The following is a 17,750-nucleotide window of genomic DNA, read 5'->3' as shown; positions in this document are numbered from 1 at the left end:
ACGTGGCGGACACGAGCTTCCTCGCCTGGCCGTTCCTCGACGATGCGCATCGCGATCTCCACGCGCGGCTATCGCAATGGGCGGCCGACCATGATGCCGATCTCCACCACGAAAGCGGCGATGTCGATGCCGATTGCCGCGCGCTCGTGCGGCTGCTCGGCGATGCCGGCTGGCTGCGGCTCGCCGTCCCGGCGGCCTATGGCGGCACCAGCGAGACTCTCGACGTGCGTTCGCTGTGCCTGGCGCGGCAGACGCTCGGCTATCATTCCGGTCTCGCCGATTTCGCCTTCGCGATGCAGGGGCTCGGCACCGGCGCGATCACGCTCTTCGCCGACGAGGCGGTGAAGCAGCGCTATCTGCCCGAAGTCGCGCGCGGCGCGATGATCGCCGGCTTCGCGCTGTCCGAGCTCGAGGCCGGATCGGACGTCGCCCGCACCAGCACTCGCGCCGAGAAGGTCGCGGGCGGCTACAAGATCAACGGCGAGAAGACCTGGATCTCCAACGGCAGCATCGCCGACATCCTGACCCTCTTCGCCCGCACCGGCGAGGGCGAAGGCGCGAAGGGCCTCACCGCTTTCGCCTTCCCCACCGCCACCGAGGGCTTCGAAATCGTCGAGCGGATCGACGTGATCGCGCCGCACCCGCTGGCGACCTTGCGCTTCACCGACTGCTTCGTGCCCGATGATCATCTCATCGGCGCCCCGGGCGAAGGATTCCGCATCGCGATGGCGACACTCGACGTGTTCCGTTCGACCGTCGGCGCCGCGGCGCTCGGCTTCGCGCGCCGCGCCGCTGACGAGGCGCTGGCACGCGCCTCCTCGCGCCAGCTTTTCGGCAAGCCGCTCGCCGATCTCCAGATGACGCAGGCCGCGCTTGCCGACATGGCGCTGGGCATCGATGCGAGCCAGCTCCTCATCTTCCGTGCTGCCTGGGCCAAGGACCGGGGCCAGCCCCGCGTCACCCGCGAGGCGGCGATGGCCAAGCTCCACGCGACCGAGACGGCGCAGCAGACCATCGATCAGGCGGTGCAGCTCTTCGGCGGCATGGGCGTCAAGAGCGGCACGATGGTCGAGCGGCTCTATCGCGAGATCCGCGCGCTCCGCATCTACGAGGGCGCGAGCGAAGTGCAAAAAGTGGTGATCGCGCGCGCCGCATTGCAGGCGCATCAGGCGGAGAGCGGACAATGAAGATGCTGCAACCGGCCGGCTGGCCGCGCCCCAAGGGCTATTCCAACGGTGTGTCGGCAAGCGGGCGGATGATATTCGTCGCCGGCCAGATCGGCTGGGACGAAACCGAGAGCTTTCCCGCCAAGGATTTCGCCGGCCAGTTCGGTCAGGCGCTCAAGAATATCGTCGCGGTGCTCGCCGAGGATGGCGCCGGGCCGGAGCATATCGTCCGCCTCACCTGGTTCGTCACCGACAAGCAAGCCTATCTCAAGGACGCGCGCCGGGTCGGCGAGATCTACCGGGAGATCCTGGGCCGGAACTGGCCCGCGATGTCGGTGGTTGAGGTCAGCGCGCTGATGGAGGATGAAGCGCTGGTCGAGATCGAGGCGACTGCGGTGGTGCCCTAAGGGGCTGAGCGTCGAACAAGATCACACAAGCTCCTCCCCTCCCTGCCAAGGGAGGGGCCAGGGGTGGGTCCGGCGACCGCGCGGGCTCAATGCCCGCAAGGGCGCTCCCGACACAGTAGCGCTCGCTGTCGCTCGCGACCCACCCCCAACCCCTCCCTTGCGGGGAGGGGCGATAGCCCCGCAACCGCCTGCGCCGTTTCGGGAAGTCGCCGCGGCGCCATCTTGCCGCTGATCCGCGACCGCCGTATCCTGGCGGCCGCTCTTTCCGGTGGTGCCCGATGCTGACGGCCGCTCCTTCCCCGCCCTTGCTCGACGGCACCGTGCAGCGGAAGGCGGAGTTCGCCGCCGCCGTCCGGCTGGCGCTGCTCTTCTATTCCTGCACCCTCGCGATCTTCACCGTCTCCGGCGTGCTGCGCGGGCAGACCTCCCTGATCGAGACGTTCGGCATCGGCGTCCCGATGATGATCGTCGACGGCGCGATGGGTTTCTCGCTCTTCTTCCTGCTGCGTTGGGCGTCGCGCTACCGCGCGGAAAAGCGCTGGACGCTGGTCGCGATCGGCGTGTTCGCGGTCGCGATCCTGCAGTCGCTGTGGGACACCCAGCTCCGCACCTGGGCCGGCATCGTGATGACCGAATTCGGCACCGCCTATTTCGCTTTCATCCGCTCGGCGACGCTCAACACTTACAACACCGGCATGTTCGTCGCGCTGCTCGCGTTTCAATCCTCTAACCTCAAGCTCCGCGAACATCGTCGTCTGCTCGTCGCATCGCGCGCCAGCGAGCGCGACGCGCACATGCTGGCGCTCCGCTTCCAGCTCAATCCGCACTTCCTGTTCAACACGCTCAACGCCATCTCCAGCCTCGTCATCGTCGGCCGCGCGGACGAGGCGGAATCTATGATCGACCGGCTCTCATCCTTCCTCCGCGCCAGCCTCACCGCCGATCCGCACAGCCTCTCGCGCGTCGACGAGGAGTTCGACATGCTCGATTCCTATCTGGAGATCGAGAGCGTGCGCTTCGGCGATCGGCTGGCCGTGGACATGGATCTGCCGCCCGATCTCGCCGACGCGCTGATGCCGCCCTTCCTGCTCCAGCCGCTGGTCGAGAATGCGATCAAATATGCGGTCGCGCCTTCGACGCGGACCACCCATGTCGCGATTGCCGCGGCGCGTGAGGGCGATATGCTGGTGCTGACGGTCAGCGACGACGGCGATGGCTGCGGCGATGTCGCGCCCGGCACCGGCGTCGGCCTCTCCAACGTGCGCGAGCGGCTGCTGCTCAACTATGGCCCGGAGGCGAATCTCGAAAAAAGCGGCGGCGATGCGGGTTGCCGCGTCCGCATCCAGCTCCCGCTCCAGATGAGCGAAACCGCGGCCGAGATTCCGGAGCGATCCGAACTGGTTGTCTGAACGACGGCGAAAGCTGATCCATGTCAGTAATGCCGCGATATTCTGGCCATCGAACGCCCATTTTGCCTGCGCGGATCGGCCGCCAAGGGTTGAAACCACGGCCTTGGACCCTAGTGTCTAGGCCATGCCTTACGGAATTCATGCCGAGAAGGCCGCGTCCTCATGTGCGGGATAGCGGGCGAAATCAGATTTGACGGTGAAGCCGCGGATGCCGCGGCGATCGCCCGGATGATGGAAAGCGAAGTGCCCCGCGGGCCCGATGCCGGCGGGATGCTGCTGCGCGGTCCGGTCGGCCTCGGCCACCGGCGCCTGAAGATCATCGACCTGTCCAACAAGTCGGACCAGCCAATCACCGATCCCGATCTCGGGCTGTCGCTGGTCTTCAACGGCTGCATCTACAATTATCGCGAACTCCGCCAGGAGCTCGAGGACGCGGGCTATCGGTTCTTCTCGGGCGGCGACACCGAGGTGATCCTCAAGGCCTGGCACGCCTGGGGGCCGAAATCGGTCGAGCGGCTCCATGGCATGTTCGCCTTTGCGATCCACGAGCGCGACAGCGGGCGCGTATCGCTGGTCCGCGATCGCTTCGGCATCAAGCCGCTCTACTATGCGGAAACCTCCGGCCGTTTCCGCTTCGCCTCGACCCTGCCGGCGCTCGTCGCAGCAGGCGACCTCGATACGTCGGTCGATCCCGAGGCGCTTGCCTTCTACATGAGCTGGCATGCGGTGGTGCCGCCGCCCTGGACGATCCTCAAGGGCGTCCGCAAGCTCGCCCCCGCGACGATCCGCACCATCGAGCCGGACGGCAGCTCCAGCGAGAAGAGCTACTGGACGCTGGGCTTCGGCACCGACCGGCCGCGCGACGCCGGCGAATGGCGCGAAGCACTGCTCGCGTCGCTGCGCACCGCCGTCGCGCGCCGCATGGTCGCCGACGTGCCGGTCGGCGTGCTGCTTTCCGGCGGCGTCGATTCCAGCCTGATCGTCGGGCTGCTCGCCGAGATGGGCCAGCACGGCCTTGCCACCTTCTCGATCGGCTTCGAGGAAGCGCATGGCGAGAAGGGCGACGAATTCCATTATTCCGATCTCATCGCGCGCCATTATGCGACCGATCACCACCAGCTCTTCGTCCCCTCGGGCGATCTGCTGCGCGAGCTGCCCGGCGCGATCGGCGCGATGTCCGAGCCGATGGTGAGCTACGACAATATCGGCTTCTACCTGCTCTCGCGCGAGGTCGCGAAGCACATCAAAGTGGTCCAGTCGGGCCAGGGCGCGGACGAGATATTCGGCGGCTATCACTGGTATCCGCCGCTCGCCGGCGCCAGCGATCCGCTCGCGGCTTACTCCGGTGCCTTCTTCGATCGCGATGCCGAGACGCTCCGCGCGCAGCTCGGCGGCGACTGGCGCGAGGCGGCGCTGATGCCGCGCGCCTTCGCCCGCGATCATTTCGCGATGGCAGGCGCCGGCGATCCGGTCGACAAGGCGCTCCGGCTCGACAGTTTGGTGATGCTGGTCGACGATCCGGTGAAACGCGTCGACAATATGACGATGGCCTGGGGGCTGGAGGCGCGCGTCCCCTTTCTCGACCACGAACTCGCCGAGCTTGCCGCGCAGATCCCGTCCGCACTCAAGCTCGCCGACGGCGGCAAGGGCATCTTGAAGGACGTCGCGCGCACGGTGATCCCGTCCGAAGTGATCGACCGGCCCAAAGGCTATTTCCCGGTCCCCGCGCTCAAATATATCGACGGCCCCTATCTCGATCTGGTCCGCGACGCGCTGACGAGCCGCGCCGCCAAGGACCGCGGCCTGTTCGAGACCGAATGGCTCGACACGCTGTTCGCCGATCCCACCGGCCACATCACGCCGCTGCGCGGATCGGAACTGTGGCAGGTCGGCCTTCTCGAACTCTGGCTCCAGCAGCAGGGCGTCGGCTGATGCGCCGCAACCAGGGGCGGAGCGAGGCGCGGCTCGAACGTGCGCACAACCGCGACCGCTACCTGCGCGGCGACGCGCCCGAGCCCAACGCCGTGGTCGATTGCGGCTGGGGCCGGCTGCTCTTCGCCAACAGCTTTGCCGATACCGACGCGCTCGTCTCCGAGATCCGCGCCGAGGGGCCGGACCAGCGCGACATCGCCATCTATGTTGGCGATCCGCACGTCGTCATCGCGCGCGCGCCGACCGAGCTGTTCCTCGATCCCTCGCACACCTACCGGCTCGATCTATCGACCTATCGCCCCGCGCGGCGGCGGCCCTCGGGCTTCCTCATCCGGCGGATGGCGGGCGAAGCGGATGCCGACGCGGTCAACCGCATCTACGCGCTTAACAACATGGTCCAGGTGCGCCCCGACTTTTTCGACCGCCGCGGCGGCGACGAGCGGCGCGCGCTCACCTATTTCGTCGCCGAGGACAGTGAGACCGGCGCGGTGATCGGCACCGTCACCGGCGTCGATCATCGCCGCGCCGCGGGCGATCCGCTGGGCGGCTCATCGCTCTGGTGCCTCGCGGTCGATCCGCAAACCGCGCAGGCGGGCGTCGGCGAGGCGCTGGTCCGCTGGCTGGCCGAGCATTTCCAGGCGCGCGGCGCGGCATTCATGGATCTCTCCGTCCTCCACGACAATGACGGCGCGATTGCGCTTTACGAGAAGCTCGGCTTCGTCCGGCTGCAGACCTTCACGGTCAAGCGCCGCAACCCGATCAACGAGCGGCTGTTCGTCGGCGAGGATCCGGCCGAGGCGATGAACCCCTATGCGCGGATCATTGTAAACGAGGCGCGGCGCCGCGGCATCGGCGTCGAGGTACTCGACGCGCCGGGTGGGCTCTTCCGGCTCTCCTCCGGCGGGCGCAGCGTCCGCTGTCGCGAGAGCCTGTCCGAACTGACCAGCGCGGTCGCGCTCTCCGTCTGCGACGACAAGGCGCTGACCCGCCGCATTGTCGCCGAAGCCGGCGTCGCGGTGCCGGAGCAGGTCGAGGCCGCGGACACAGATGCCGTGAAGGCGCTGCTCGACACCCACGGATCGCTCGTGGTGAAGCCGGCACGCGGCGAGCAGGGGCGCGGCGTCGCCGTCGATCTCGAGACGGTTGAGGATGCCGAAGCCGCGATTGACCGCGCCGCCGCATTGTCGGACCGCGTGATCGTCGAAAGCTATCATCCGGGAGACGATCTACGCCTCGTTGTGATCGGCCATAAGCTCGTTGCCGCCGCGGTCCGCCGCCCAGCCGAGGTGGTCGGCAACGGCCGCGATACGGTGCGCGATCTCATCGCCCGCCAGAGCCGCCGCCGCGAGGCCGCGACCGGCGGCGAATCCACCATCCCGCTTGACGGCGAGACCGAGCGCTGCGTCGGCAAGGCCGGCTATGCCCTCGGCGACATCCCTCCCGAAGGCGCGAACTTCGCGGTGCGCAAGGCCGCGAACCTCCACACCGGCGGCACGATTCACGACGTCACCGCGATCGTCCATCCGCAACTGGTCGACGCTGCGATCCGCGCCACCCGCGCGATCGACATCCCGGTGTGCGGCATCGACTTCGTCGTCCCCGATCCGACGCGGCCCGATTATGTCTTCATCGAAGCCAACGAGCGCCCCGGCCTTGCCAACCATGAACCCCAACCCACCGCGCAGGCGTTCATCGACTTGCTGTTCCCCATGACCATGCCCGCATCCGCCCGGGCCGCCCGCCGACGGAAGACCGCATGACCTTTCCCGAGATCGATCCCGAATATCTCAAGGCCCAGCTCGCCGCGCTGCTCGCGATCCCGAGCCCCACCGGTTACACCGACAACGTCGTCCGCCACGTGACGGAGGAGCTGGCGCGGATCGGCATGGGCCATCAGGTGACGCGCCGCGGGGCGATCCTCGCCTGCTACAAGGGCAAACAGACCGAAGGCGCGCGCGCCATCGTCGCGCATCTCGACACGCTCGGCGCGACGGTGAAGCGGATTAAGGAGACCGGCCGGCTGGAGCTGGTGCCGATCGGCACCTGGGCGGCGCGCGCGGCCGAATACTGCCGCTGTACCATCTACACCGACGACGGGTCGCTGCGCGGCACGATCCTGCCGCTGAAGGCCTCCGGTCACACCTTCAACGACGAGGTGGACACCCAGCCCGCCGGCTGGCCGCATGTCGAAGTCCGCGTCGATGCGGAAAGCTTCAACCAAGCCGAGGCTGCTGCGCTTGGCCTGCGCATCGGCGATTTCGTGGCGATCGATACCGGCACCGAATTTCTCGACAATGGCTTCATCGTCTCGCGCCAGCTCGACGACAAGGCGGGCTGCGCCGCGATGATGGCGGCGATGAAGGCGATGCAGGACGCGGGCGTCGAGACACCCGTCGACATCCACTTCATCTTCACTATTGCCGAGGAAGTCGGCTCGGGCGCCTCGTCGGTGCTGCTCGACGATGTCGCGGCGATGGTCTCGATCGACAACGGCACCACCGCCGAGGGGCAGAACAGCAGCGAGTTCGGCGTGACCATCTGCATGGCCGATCAGGTCGGTCCGTTCGACTATCACCTCACCCGCAAGCTCATCCGGCTGTGCGAGGAGGGCGGCATTCGCCACCAGCGCGACGTGTTCCGCTACTACCGCTCCGACAGCGCCTCCGCGCTGGAGGGCGGCGCGGACGTGCGCACTGCGCTCATCACCTTCGGCGTCGATGCGAGCCACGGCTACGAGCGCATCCACCTCCACGCGCTCACCTCGATCGCGGAGCTCACCGTCCGCTATGCGATGAGCGCAGTCGAGATCGGCCGCGACGCGGCGGAGCTTGCGGACATGCACGGCTTTACCAGCCAGCCGAGCGACCCCGCGCCGATGGCCGACGCGGTGCCGCAGGGCGACTAGATCTTCGCCGGATATTCCGGCTGGATGTCGACCGGTATGTCGCCGGTCCGCGCCAGCACCGTGCGGGCGTTCGGATCGAGCTTGGCGAGCCGGTCGAAGAAGGTCTTCGTCCCGGCATAATCGCCATTGCCCTGCAGCCGCACGAGATCGGCGACGAGATCGCGGATGCCCGCCTCCATCCGGTCGAAGTTGACGCGGAAGCGCTCGTCCTCGGGCACCCATTCGAATGCGCCCTTGCCGCGCAGATACTCATATTGCATCGCCGCGCCGCGCCCATGCGCCTCGTCGATGCCGAAACGGACGGCGCGGAAGATGCCCGCGAAATAGGTGGCGAGCGCCGCCTCGCGCTCCGCCGCGGGAAGTTGGCCCTGCCGCATCATGAAGAGGATGTTGTAGACCCCCATCACGTCCGCCTTGGCCTCCTCGATGGCGGAATATTGATCCTTCAGCTCGGCGTTGACCGTCGTCTTTCGGCCGTCGAGCGTGATCGTCCCCGGCCCCAGACTGTGCGACAGCTCGTGGAACAGCGTCTCCTCGGTCATATATTTCTTGGAGACGAGCTTGGCCTGATCGGCGACCAGCACCTGCCCCGCCATCGGCGCCAGGATGCGGTCGTATTTCGCGCCCAGCACGTTGGCGAGGATCACCTTCTTGGCGCCCTTCGCCTCGCGCACCCGCTCGTCGTTGGGGAGGTTGAAGGCGACCGTCTGGACGCCCGGCACATTGTCGCCGCCGCCGCGGACCTGATCCGCCACCACGATCGGCGAGTCGAACGGCCGGTTGAAATTCTTGTATTTCTCCTCGACCGGAAGGTTGCGCTCCATGTCCGGCAGCAGCGCCTTCCACCTGTCGAGCTCGCGGCTCGCCGACGGGTCCATCACCGTCACGAAGGCCTCATAGGCGGTCTTCGTGCCGAAAAGATTGTCGGTGTAGACCTCGTAGGGGCCGATCACGACCTCGATCGGCGTGCCCTTGACGTCCATCCAGGCCAGCTCCGAAGGATAATAATCGTTACTGCGGAAGGCCGCGGCGCGCAGCGTCAGGAATTTCTTGAGGCTGGCGTTGCTCGTCGTCTGCGCGGCCTGTTCGAGCAGCTTCGCCGCCGGCTCGAGCCATTCGCGATAGGCCTCGCTATACGGCACCGCGACCAGCCGGTCGCCGTCGCGCGTCACCACCGTATAGGGGCTGGTGAGCGCCTCCTTCTCGCCCGGATGCGCCGCGAGATAGGTGTCGAACGCTTCCTTGGTGAGATCGGCCGGATAGAAGCCCGCCCCCGCCGGCATCGCCGTGGTGCCCGAGAAGGGATGGTTCTCCTCCAGCGTGTCCCACGGGCCGTAATGCAGGTCGAACATGTCGAGTAGAGCGTCGCGGTTCGGCGCGTTGCCGGACGCGATCGCCGCGCGCAGCCGCGGATTGTCGGCGTAGCGCTGGCGGAGATAAATCTGGTCCATATAGCCCGCCGCCTGGATCAGCAGGTTCACCACCTGCTTCTCCTCTGCGTTCAGGAACGACGTGTTGGGCACCATCGCGATCCGCGCGATCTTGGCGCGCTGCGCGTCGAGATCGTAGCTGTCGGCCTTCGCCGCCGGCGCCTCGTCCTTAGCAGGGCTCGTGTTGCACGCCGCGACGCCCGCCAGCATCACCGCCAGCACCAGCTTACGCATACATCCTCTCCTCGATTCCGCGTGGTGCGAAACGGTGTAGCGCCGCAGAGAGCGGATGCAATGCGGGTGGGGATGTAGGGAGGTCTGGATGCCCGACGAGGATTCGAACCTCGATTGACGGAGTCAGAGTCCGTAGTCTTACCATTAGACGATCGGGCAGCGGTGCGGGCCAATTAGGCGGGCGGCCTTGGGCGGTCAAGGGGGCCGTCCTTGCTCTCTTAACACATTGCCTATACCTTCGGCGGCAAGTCACTGGGCGGCTCCGGCCGTCCGAAACGAAAATATAAGAGTAGTTCGGGCTATGGCGCAGACGGCCGCCACGGCACCGCAGACGCCGCTGAACGGAGCGGCCGGTGCGGTCCCCTCCCGCCCCCCGGTGCGGACGAGTCCTCGTCACACCTATGGGGCGATCGATCTCGGCACCAACAATTGCCGGCTGCTGGTGGCGCGTCCCGCCGAGCAGGGCTTCGTCGTGGTCGATGCCTTCTCGCGCGTCGTGCGGCTGGGCGAAGGCCTCGCCGCGAGCGGGCGGATCAGCGATGCGGCGATGGACCGGGCGCTGAGCGCGCTCTCGGTCTGCGCCGACAAGCTGCGGCGCCGCAAGGTCTCGATCGCTCGCTCGGTCGCCACCGAAGCGTGCCGCCGCGCGGTCAACGGCCGCAAGTTCATCGAGCGCGTCCACAACGAGACCGGCATCCGGCTCGACATCATCGCGCCCGAAGAGGAAGCGCGGCTCGCCATGCTCGGCTGCCACCGGCTGCTGGAGCCCGGCGACGGCCCGGCGCTGATCTTCGACATCGGCGGCGGATCGACCGAGGTAGTGCTGGTCGACACAGACGGCGTCGCGACGCCGCGGATCAAGAGCTGGTGGAGCGCGCCGTGGGGCGTCGTCTCGCTGACCGAGAGCGAGACGCACAGCAAGGATCTTCCCGGCCCCGAGGAGCGGCTCGCCGCCTACGGCCGGATGCGCGAGCGCGCGCGCCACGCCTTTCGCCGCTTCGCCGAGCTGCTGCCGCAGGACAAGACTGACATCAGGCTGATGGGCACCAGCGGCACCGTCACCACGCTCGCCAGCGTCCACCTCGCGCTACCGAGTTATGACCGGAAAGCGATCGACGGGCTGATGGTGCCGACGGCGGCGATGCGCGACATCTCCGAGCGGATGTCGCGGATGAGCCATGCCGAGCGGTCCGAACTGCCGTGCATCGGTTCCGATCGCGCCGACCTCGTCGTCGCGGGTTGCGCCATCCTCGAGGCGATCATGGACATCTGGCCCGCCAAGACGCTGGGCGTTGCCGATCGCGGCATCCGCGAGGGCATCCTCCGCTCGCTGATGGCGCGCGACGGGCACCGGATATGAGCCGTGCCGGGAGCGGGCCACGCACGCGGGTCCGCACGGCCAAGGGCCGCAAGATCGCATCGACGCGCTGGCTGGAGCGCCAGCTCAACGACCCCTACGTCAAGCGCGCGAAGGCGGAAGGCTATCGCAGCCGCGCCGCCTACAAGCTCATCGAGCTCGACGAGAAATTCGCCTTCCTGAAGGGCGCGAAGCGCGTCGTCGATCTCGGCATCGCGCCCGGCGGGTGGAGCCAGGTGGTGCGCAAGCGGCTGCCGCAGGCGTCGGTCGTCGGCATCGATCTCCTCCCCACCGATCCGATCGACGGCGTCGCGATCCTCCAGATGGATTTCATGGACGATGCCGCGCCCGACTTGCTCAAGGAGGCGCTCGGCGGCCCTGCCGATCTCGTCCTCTCCGACATGGCGGCCAACACCGTCGGCCATCAGCAGACCGATCACCTCCGCACCATGGCGCTGGTCGAGGCGGGGCTGCTGTTCGCTACCGAAATCCTGCGGCCGGGCGGCGCCTATGTCGCCAAGGTGCTGGCGGGCGGCGCCGACCACGGGCTCGTCGCCGATCTCAAGCGCGCCTTCACCACCGTGAAGCACGCCAAGCCCCCCGCCAGCCGCAAGGGATCGAGCGAATGGTATGTCGTGGCGCAGGGGTTCAAGGGTAGCGAAGAGCAACAAACCTAGCCCCTCTCCCCTTGAGGGGAGAGGGTTGCGCAGCCTTGGCGACGCAGGAGCTTAGGCGGAGCTGGGTGAGGGGTGACAGCGGTGGCGAGTAACCTCGAACGCTGTCACCCCTCACCCAACTGCGACTAGGCAGCGAGCTGCCAAGTCTCCGTATCCCTCTCCCCTCGAGGGGGGGGGGATTTCTACCATCACTTCTTCGCCCGCGCTTCGGCGACCGCGGCCTTCAGCGCATCATACCCCACCGCGCCCTGCAGCACCTTGTCGCCGACAACGAACGTCGGCGTGCCGCTGGCGTTGATCGCGCGTGCGAGCTCGTAATTCTTGTCGATTTCGGCCTGATGGCTGACCCGCGCCGCGGGCGCCGTCACGCCAGACGCCTTGCGCGCCGCGGCGATATTCTCGGTGGTCGGGCGCCCCGCATTATACATCGCCTTGTAGAAAGCGCGGAACTTGCCGCCCTGCGCCGCCGACAGGCTCGCCTGCGCCGCGGTCACGCTGTCCGGCCCCAGCACCGGCAGTTCGCGCCACACCACCTTCAGCCTCTTGTCCTCGGCGAGCAGCCGGTCGACGTCGGCGACGCTCTTGCGGCAATAGCCGCAGGCATAATCGAAGAATTCGACCAGCACGACATCGCCATTGGCATCGCCCGCCCAGGCGCTGGCGAACGGCGTCTCGATCAGCGCGCGGTTCGCTTCCACCGTCTTGGCCAGCTCACGCTCGTGCAGCTTGCTCGCGGCTTCCTGGATGATCTCGGGATTCTCGAGGATGTAATCGCGTACGATCTTCTCGATCGCCGCCTTGTCGCCCGTCGCGACGCCCCCCGGCGCGAGCGCCATCGCGGCGGCGCCCAGCAGCACCCCGCCCAATCCTGCGGCCAAACCCATTCTCCAATTGTTCGAAATGCCGCCACGGCGCTCCGCCGCGGCCTCCTGCCCCTGCTCCGGTGCCATCAGCGCCGCTTCTTCTCGGTCGCGGTCTTGGAAACCATCGCGATGTCCTGCGCGCGGATCCAGTCGGGCGTGCCCTGCGGGATGCCGCGCATCGCCATCTCCGCGCTCGACATCGCAAGCCGCGGCTGGCCGGTGAGATTGTAGCGCTCCGCCGTCGCCAGCGCCGCGCGCGCCTGATCGCCCTCGCGGTCGTAGACGATGCCGAGCTGATACCAGGCGAAGGGATTGTCGTTGTCGCGATCCACCGCGAGGCGCAGCACGCGCTTGGCCTCCGCGAAATTGGCTTCGTCCTCGGTGGCGATCAGCGCGTGGCCGAGCAAGGCGCCGATCATCGGCGCATTGCCGGAGCGCTGCACCGCTTCGCGCAGCGGCGGGATCGCCTCCCTGGGCTTGCCGCCTTCCAAGAGGATCTGGCCCTTCAGCTCGAGGAAATAGGGGTCGTGCGGCGCATTGGCGAGCAGCGCGTCGATCTCCGCCCCGGCTTTGTCCGGATAGGCGCGCTTGTGCCAGGCATAGGCACGGGCATAGCGCGCTGGCACGCTCGTATCGCTTTCCGGGAACTGCGTCATCGTCCGCTGCGGATCGTCGATATAGCCGGCGAGCTTGGCGCGGACGCGCTGGAAGCGCGCCTCCAGCGCGGGATCGGTCGGCTTGTCCCACGCGGGATCGTTTTTGTAGAGATTTTCCAGCGCCTGCAGCCGCTCGCCGGTCAGCGGGTGGGTGCGGTTGTAGCTGTCTGTCTGCGGGATCGCGAGACGGAACTCCTCGTTCTGGATGCGCTTGAAGAAGCTGATCGATCCCCTGCCGCTCTCGCCCGCGGCGGACAGATATTTGGCGCCCGCCTGGTCGGCCGAGGATTCCTGCGTACGCGTGAAGGCGAGGAACTTGCCCATCGCCGCCTGCTGGCCTGCGGCCATCACCCCGGTCGCCGCCTCGCCCGCGCCCGCCGCCATCGCCGCCGCGGCGAGGATCAGCGAGAGAATGGCGATGCTCGTCGCCTGCTGCATCCCCTGCCCCATGCGCGCGATATGGCCGCCGGTGATATGGCCGAGCTCGTGCGCGATGACGCCCTGCACCTCGTTGGCATTGTCGGCGCGGGTGATGGTGCCCGAATTGATGTAGACGATCTGCCCGCCCGCGACGAAGGCGTTGAGCGAAGGATCGCCGATGAGGACGATGCGCACGTCTTCCGGCCGCAGCCCCGCCGCCTCGATCAGCGGGCGCGATATCTCGTTGAGCATCGCCTCCGTCTCGGAATCGCGGAGGATCTGCTGCTGCGCCAACGCCGGCTGCGCGGCGACCGCGAAGCTCAGCGTGACGATCGCCAGCAGCCGCGCGAACCAGCCCGGGCCGCGTCGATCGGTCTCGGAAACTGCGCGACGGGAAAAGAACATCCAGGGAGCGATCCGTCTTGCGCCCGCTCGGGGCCGGACCCGATTTCTAGACCCGCTGCGCCTGAACCTCAAATGAAAGCGACGAGCGCCACCCCGGCAGCGACCGGGATGGCACTATCGTCGTGTCAGCCGCCGAAGGTGCGCTGCCACCAGCCGCGACGCGGCGGGCTGTCGCTTGCCGCATCGGCTGCGTCGGGCGAATCGGATTGCTGGCGCTCCAGCACCGGCGCCTCGGGCGCATCGGCGGCAACCGCCTTGGTCGCGCGGCGGCGGCGGGCCGGCTTGGCCGGCGCGTCGCTGTCGTTCGCGGCCGCAGGTGCAGCCGGCTCGGCCTCCGCCGGCGCAGGCGCCGCGGCCTCCGCTTCGGGCTCCGCCTTCTTGCGGCTGCGGCGCGCGCGCTTGGGCTTCTCCTCGGCCTGCGCTTCCTCGACCGCCTCGGGCTCCGGCGCGGCTTCGGGAACTGCCTCGACCGCAGTTTCGGCCGGGTTGTCCTCGCCCTTCCGTGCACGCGGGCGGCGGCGGGCGCGCTTCGGCTTCTCTTCTGCCGCTGCCTCGTCGGCTACCGGCTCGAGAGGCGCTTCGGCTTCGGCAGGCTCGGCGGCGGGCGCATCCTCGGCCCCCCGCTCCGCGCCGCCCTCTTCCTCGCCGTTCCTGCGGCGTCCGCCGCGGCGGCCGCGACGGCGGCGGCGCTTGCGTCCGCCCTCGTCCTCGTCGGAGCGCGGCTGGCGGTCGCGACGCGGACGCTCTTCGGCCTCCTCGGCCTCGGCTTCCTCTTCCTCGATCTCGTCCGCCTCGTCCTCGATATAATCGTCGTCATCATCCTCGATGACCGGAGCGGGGGCGATACGCGGACGGTGCGCGGGCGGAGGCCCAAGCGCTTCCACCGTCATCTTGGCGCCTTCGAAACTGTCGTCGATCAGCACCTCGACGATCACGCCGTAACGTGCCTCGACCTCGTCGATTTCGTGGCGCTTCTTGTTGAGCACGTAGATCGCCGCCTCGCGGCCCGCGCGCAGTACGATACGGCTGCCGCGGCCGCGGCCCGCCTCGTCCTCAAGCATGCGGAGCGCCGACAGGCCCGCCGAGGAGGCAGTGCGCATCAGGCCCGAGCCTTCGCAATGCGGGCACGGCTTGGTCGAGGCTTCAAGCACACCCGTGCGCAGACGCTGGCGGCTCATCTCCATCAGGCCGAAGCCCGAAATGCGGCCGACCTGGATGCGCGCGCGATCGTTCTTCAGCGCGTCCTTCATCGCCTTCTCGACCTTGCGGATATGACCGTTCGATTCCATGTCGATGAAGTCGATGACGACCAGCCCGGCCATGTCGCGGAGGCGAAGCTGGCGCGCGATCTCGTGCGCCGCCTCGATGTTAGTGGCGTAAGCGGTCTGCTCGATATTGTGCTCGCGCGTTGAGCGGCCCGAGTTGATGTCGATCGAGACCAGAGCCTCGGTCGGGTTGATGACCAGATAGCCGCCCGATTTGAGCTGCACGAGCGGCTGGTACATGCCCGAAAGCTGATCCTCGACGCCGTTGCGCTGGAACAGCGGCACCGAATCCGAATAGGGCTGCACGCGCTTGACGTGGCTCGGCATGAGCAATTTCATATAGGCGCGGGCGGACTTGTAGCCTTCCTCGCCTTCCACCCACACTTCGTCGATGTCGCGGTTGTAGATGTCGCGGATCGCGCGCTTCACGAGGTTCGAATCCTCGTAGACCAGCGACGGTGCCGACGAGTGCAGCGTCTTGTCGCGGATCTCGTCCCACAGCCGGGCGAGATAGTCGAAGTCGCGCTTGATCTCGGTCTTGGTGCGCTGGAGGCCGGCAGTGCGGACGATGAGGCCCATCGTCGTCGGCAGCGACAGATCGGCCATGATCTGCTTCAGCCGCTTGCGATCGGCGCCGTTGGAAATCTTCCGGCTGATGCCACCGCCGTGCGACGTGTTGGGCATCAGCACGCAATAGCGGCCGGCGAGGCTGAGATAGGTGGTGAGCGCCGCGCCCTTGTTGCCGCGCTCCTCCTTGACGACCTGGACGAGCAGCACCTGGCGGCGGCGGATCACGTCCTGGATCTTGTAGCGGCGGCGCAGCGCCTGACGGCGGCGACGAAGGTTCTCCGCGGCGCTCTCGTCGCTACCGCTCTCGGCTTCTTCGGCCTCGCGCGGCTGGGCTTCTTCTTCGTCCTCGTCGCCTACTGGAGCGGGCGCCTCCATCTCCTCGACGCCGCCGTCATCCTCGTCGCCCTCGTCGGCACGCAGCGCGGCTTCCTCGGCGGCGTGTTCGGCCTCCTCGCGCAGCAGCGCCTCGCGATCCTCCTTAGGGATCTGGTAATAGTCGGGGTGGATTTCGCTGAAGGCCAGGAAGCCGTGGCGGTTGCCGCCGTAATCGACAAACGCTGCCTGGAGCGACGGCTCGACCCGCGTGACCTTGGCTAGATAGATATTGCCTTTGAGCTGCCGGTGCTCGGCGCTCTCGAAATCAAATTCCTCGATCCGGTTTCCCTTGACGACCGCCACCCGGGTTTCTTCCCGGTGGCGCGCGTCGATCAGCATGCGCATTGTCATTATGGATACTCCACGCGCGTGCCGCCGCCGTCAGGGCACCGTCGTCGTCATCCGACGAAAGACAGCCGCTGGGGGAAAGGCGCCACACGCGCTCGAAATAGGACGAAGGCGCGGCCATGCCGGCACGCGCCTCGATTGTCCGGGTTGATAGGAAAATTGCGTCTGCTGGCAGGGCCGATCCCGTCGCAAACGAGCGTGCGCGCCGGCGGGTGGCCGTGCGTCGTCTCGGGATTGCGGGGAGCCTCATGCAGCGTCAACCTAGCGAATTCATCCGGTCCGGACGGCGCGGGCAAGTCATCTGCCGCGCTGCGAACCGCCTGAGGTTGCTAGCATCCGCCGAACCCACCGGCAACCGATAAGGCGGCGCCAATGCGGGATTTTCGCTGGACCGTTACGCTGCCGGTGCGTCACTATGATGACGATGACCTATGTCGGTTTCGCCTTCGCCGCGCTGCTCGCGCTTGCCGCCGCGGTGTGGCCGGCAAGCGATGCGCCGCGCGACGCGTCCGGCGGCGTAGAGATAGCGCTCGACGACATCGCGGCCCCGCTCGGCGTGCCGCTGCCCCCGGTCGAGGGTTCGCGCAACCCGGCGCGGCCACTGGTGGTGATCGACGCCGGCCACGGCGGGCGCGATCCCGGCTCGACCTCGCCCCACGACGGCACCCGCGAGAAGGACGTCACGCTCGCCCTCGCCCGCGCGATCCGCGACGATCTGGTCGCCTCGGGCCGCGTCCGTGTCGCACTCACCCGCGCCGACGATCGCTTCCTCGTGCTGCGTGATCGCTACGAGATCGCGCGGCGGCTGGGGGCGGACCTGTTCGTGTCGGTCCATGCCGATGCGGCGCCGTCCAACGATCAGGCGCATGGCGCGACGATCTACACTTTGTCCGAAGTCGCCTCGGACCGCGAGGCGGCGCTGCTCGCTTCTCGAGAGAACCAGGCCGACGTGATCGGCGGCGCGAAGATGAGCGACACGCCCGAGGTCAATCACATCCTCATCGATCTGGCGCAGCGCGAGAGCATGAACGTCGCCGCCGATTTCGCCCGGCTGCTCCATCGCGAGGGGCAGGCCTATTTTCCCTTCCGCCCGCAATATCACCGCTTCGCCTCGCTGATCGTCCTGAAGGCGCCCGACATCCCCTCGATCCTGTTCGAGAGCGGCTATCTCACCAACCGCCAGGACGCCGCCTACATCACCTCCGAAGACGGCCGCCGCGGCATCGCCCAAGGCATGCGCCGCGCCATCGAAGCCCATTTCGCGCGGCGGATGGCGAGCCGCGCCAACCGTTCTTGAACTGCGGCACCGGCACCACCGTCTGGTATCAAAG

Annotated in this window: 12 protein-coding genes, 1 tRNA gene and 1 pseudogene; 9 read left to right on the top strand and 5 right to left on the bottom strand. The window is 67.7% G+C overall.

The window, feature by feature from the left end; translation table 11 throughout:
• Positions 1-2 precede the first annotated feature (2 nt).
• The 6 genes from B9N75_RS08470 (at position 3) to B9N75_RS08445 (ending at position 7,819) form a co-directional block, all read left to right on the top strand.
• The gene (locus tag B9N75_RS08470) at positions 3-1,187 is read left to right on the top strand and encodes an acyl-CoA dehydrogenase family protein (RefSeq protein WP_085218399.1); all 1,185 of its coding nucleotides are present in this window, start codon (positions 3-5) and stop codon (positions 1,185-1,187) included.
• Complete coding sequence (locus tag B9N75_RS08465) at positions 1,184-1,573, top strand: RidA family protein (RefSeq protein ID WP_085218398.1); 390 nt, start codon at positions 1,184-1,186, stop codon at positions 1,571-1,573. The genes B9N75_RS08470 and B9N75_RS08465 overlap by 4 nt, the downstream gene beginning before the upstream one ends.
• Positions 1,574-1,851: 278 nt before the next feature.
• The gene (locus B9N75_RS08460; protein WP_085218397.1) at positions 1,852-2,982 is read left to right on the top strand and encodes a sensor histidine kinase; all 1,131 of its coding nucleotides are present in this window, start codon (positions 1,852-1,854) and stop codon (positions 2,980-2,982) included.
• A 162-nt stretch (positions 2,983-3,144) separates the two neighbouring features.
• Entirely contained in the window at positions 3,145-4,914 is a 1,770-nt protein-coding gene (locus B9N75_RS08455; protein WP_085218396.1) for an N-acetylglutaminylglutamine amidotransferase, read from the top strand.
• Positions 4,914-6,674 carry an N-acetylglutaminylglutamine synthetase gene (ngg, locus tag B9N75_RS08450; RefSeq protein ID WP_085218395.1) on the top strand — a complete coding sequence of 587 codons (1,761 nt, stop codon included), beginning with the start codon at positions 4,914-4,916 and terminating at the stop codon, positions 6,672-6,674. Before B9N75_RS08455 ends, ngg begins: the two co-directional genes overlap by 1 nt.
• Entirely contained in the window at positions 6,671-7,819 is a 1,149-nt protein-coding gene (locus B9N75_RS08445) for an osmoprotectant NAGGN system M42 family peptidase (RefSeq protein WP_085218394.1), read from the top strand. The genes ngg and B9N75_RS08445 overlap by 4 nt, the downstream gene beginning before the upstream one ends.
• Here the strand turns inward: B9N75_RS08445 and B9N75_RS08440 are convergent.
• Both B9N75_RS08440 and B9N75_RS08435 read right to left on the bottom strand, forming a co-directional pair.
• Positions 7,816-9,483, bottom strand: coding sequence for a dipeptidyl-peptidase 3 family protein (locus B9N75_RS08440; protein ID WP_085218393.1), 1,668 nt, complete (start codon positions 9,481-9,483; stop codon positions 7,816-7,818). The two genes, B9N75_RS08445 and B9N75_RS08440, sit on opposite strands and share 4 nt — an antisense overlap.
• An 85-nt stretch (positions 9,484-9,568) precedes the next feature.
• A tRNA-Gln gene (locus B9N75_RS08435) sits at positions 9,569-9,642 on the bottom strand.
• 142 nt (positions 9,643-9,784) lie between these two features.
• On the opposite strand from B9N75_RS08435, the gene B9N75_RS08430 reads away from it, so the two are divergent.
• On the top strand, positions 9,785-10,843 hold the full coding sequence (locus B9N75_RS08430) for a Ppx/GppA phosphatase family protein (protein WP_085218392.1): 1,059 nt from the start codon (positions 9,785-9,787) through the stop codon (positions 10,841-10,843).
• The gene (locus B9N75_RS08425; RefSeq protein WP_085218391.1) at positions 10,840-11,517 is read left to right on the top strand and encodes an RlmE family RNA methyltransferase; all 678 of its coding nucleotides are present in this window, start codon (positions 10,840-10,842) and stop codon (positions 11,515-11,517) included. The genes B9N75_RS08430 and B9N75_RS08425 overlap by 4 nt, the downstream gene beginning before the upstream one ends.
• Before the next feature lie 188 nt (positions 11,518-11,705).
• Here B9N75_RS08425 and B9N75_RS08420 read toward each other — a convergent pair whose 3' ends face one another.
• From B9N75_RS08420 to B9N75_RS08410, 3 genes are all read right to left on the bottom strand, one after another.
• Positions 11,706-12,401, bottom strand: coding sequence for a DsbA family protein (locus tag B9N75_RS08420; RefSeq protein ID WP_085219493.1), 696 nt, complete (start codon positions 12,399-12,401; stop codon positions 11,706-11,708).
• Between the two features lie 65 nt (positions 12,402-12,466).
• Complete coding sequence (locus B9N75_RS08415) at positions 12,467-13,861, bottom strand: M48 family metalloprotease (RefSeq protein WP_085218390.1); 1,395 nt, start codon at positions 13,859-13,861, stop codon at positions 12,467-12,469.
• A 125-nt stretch (positions 13,862-13,986) separates the two neighbouring features.
• On the bottom strand, positions 13,987-16,422 hold the full coding sequence (locus B9N75_RS08410) for an Rne/Rng family ribonuclease (RefSeq protein ID WP_085218389.1): 2,436 nt from the start codon (positions 16,420-16,422) through the stop codon (positions 13,987-13,989).
• A 487-nt stretch (positions 16,423-16,909) separates the two neighbouring features.
• Between B9N75_RS08410 and B9N75_RS08405 the strand changes: the two are divergent.
• Positions 16,910-17,716, top strand: a pseudogene (locus tag B9N75_RS08405) (N-acetylmuramoyl-L-alanine amidase family protein); the annotation flags it as partial.
• Positions 17,717-17,750 lie beyond the last annotated feature (34 nt).

It is taken from the genome of Allosphingosinicella indica (assembly GCF_900177405.1).
GTDB classification, from domain to species: domain Bacteria; phylum Pseudomonadota; class Alphaproteobacteria; order Sphingomonadales; family Sphingomonadaceae; genus Allosphingosinicella; species Allosphingosinicella indica.
Note: the sequence above shows the minus strand (reverse complement) of the source record. Positions and strands in the feature narration are given on the sequence as shown.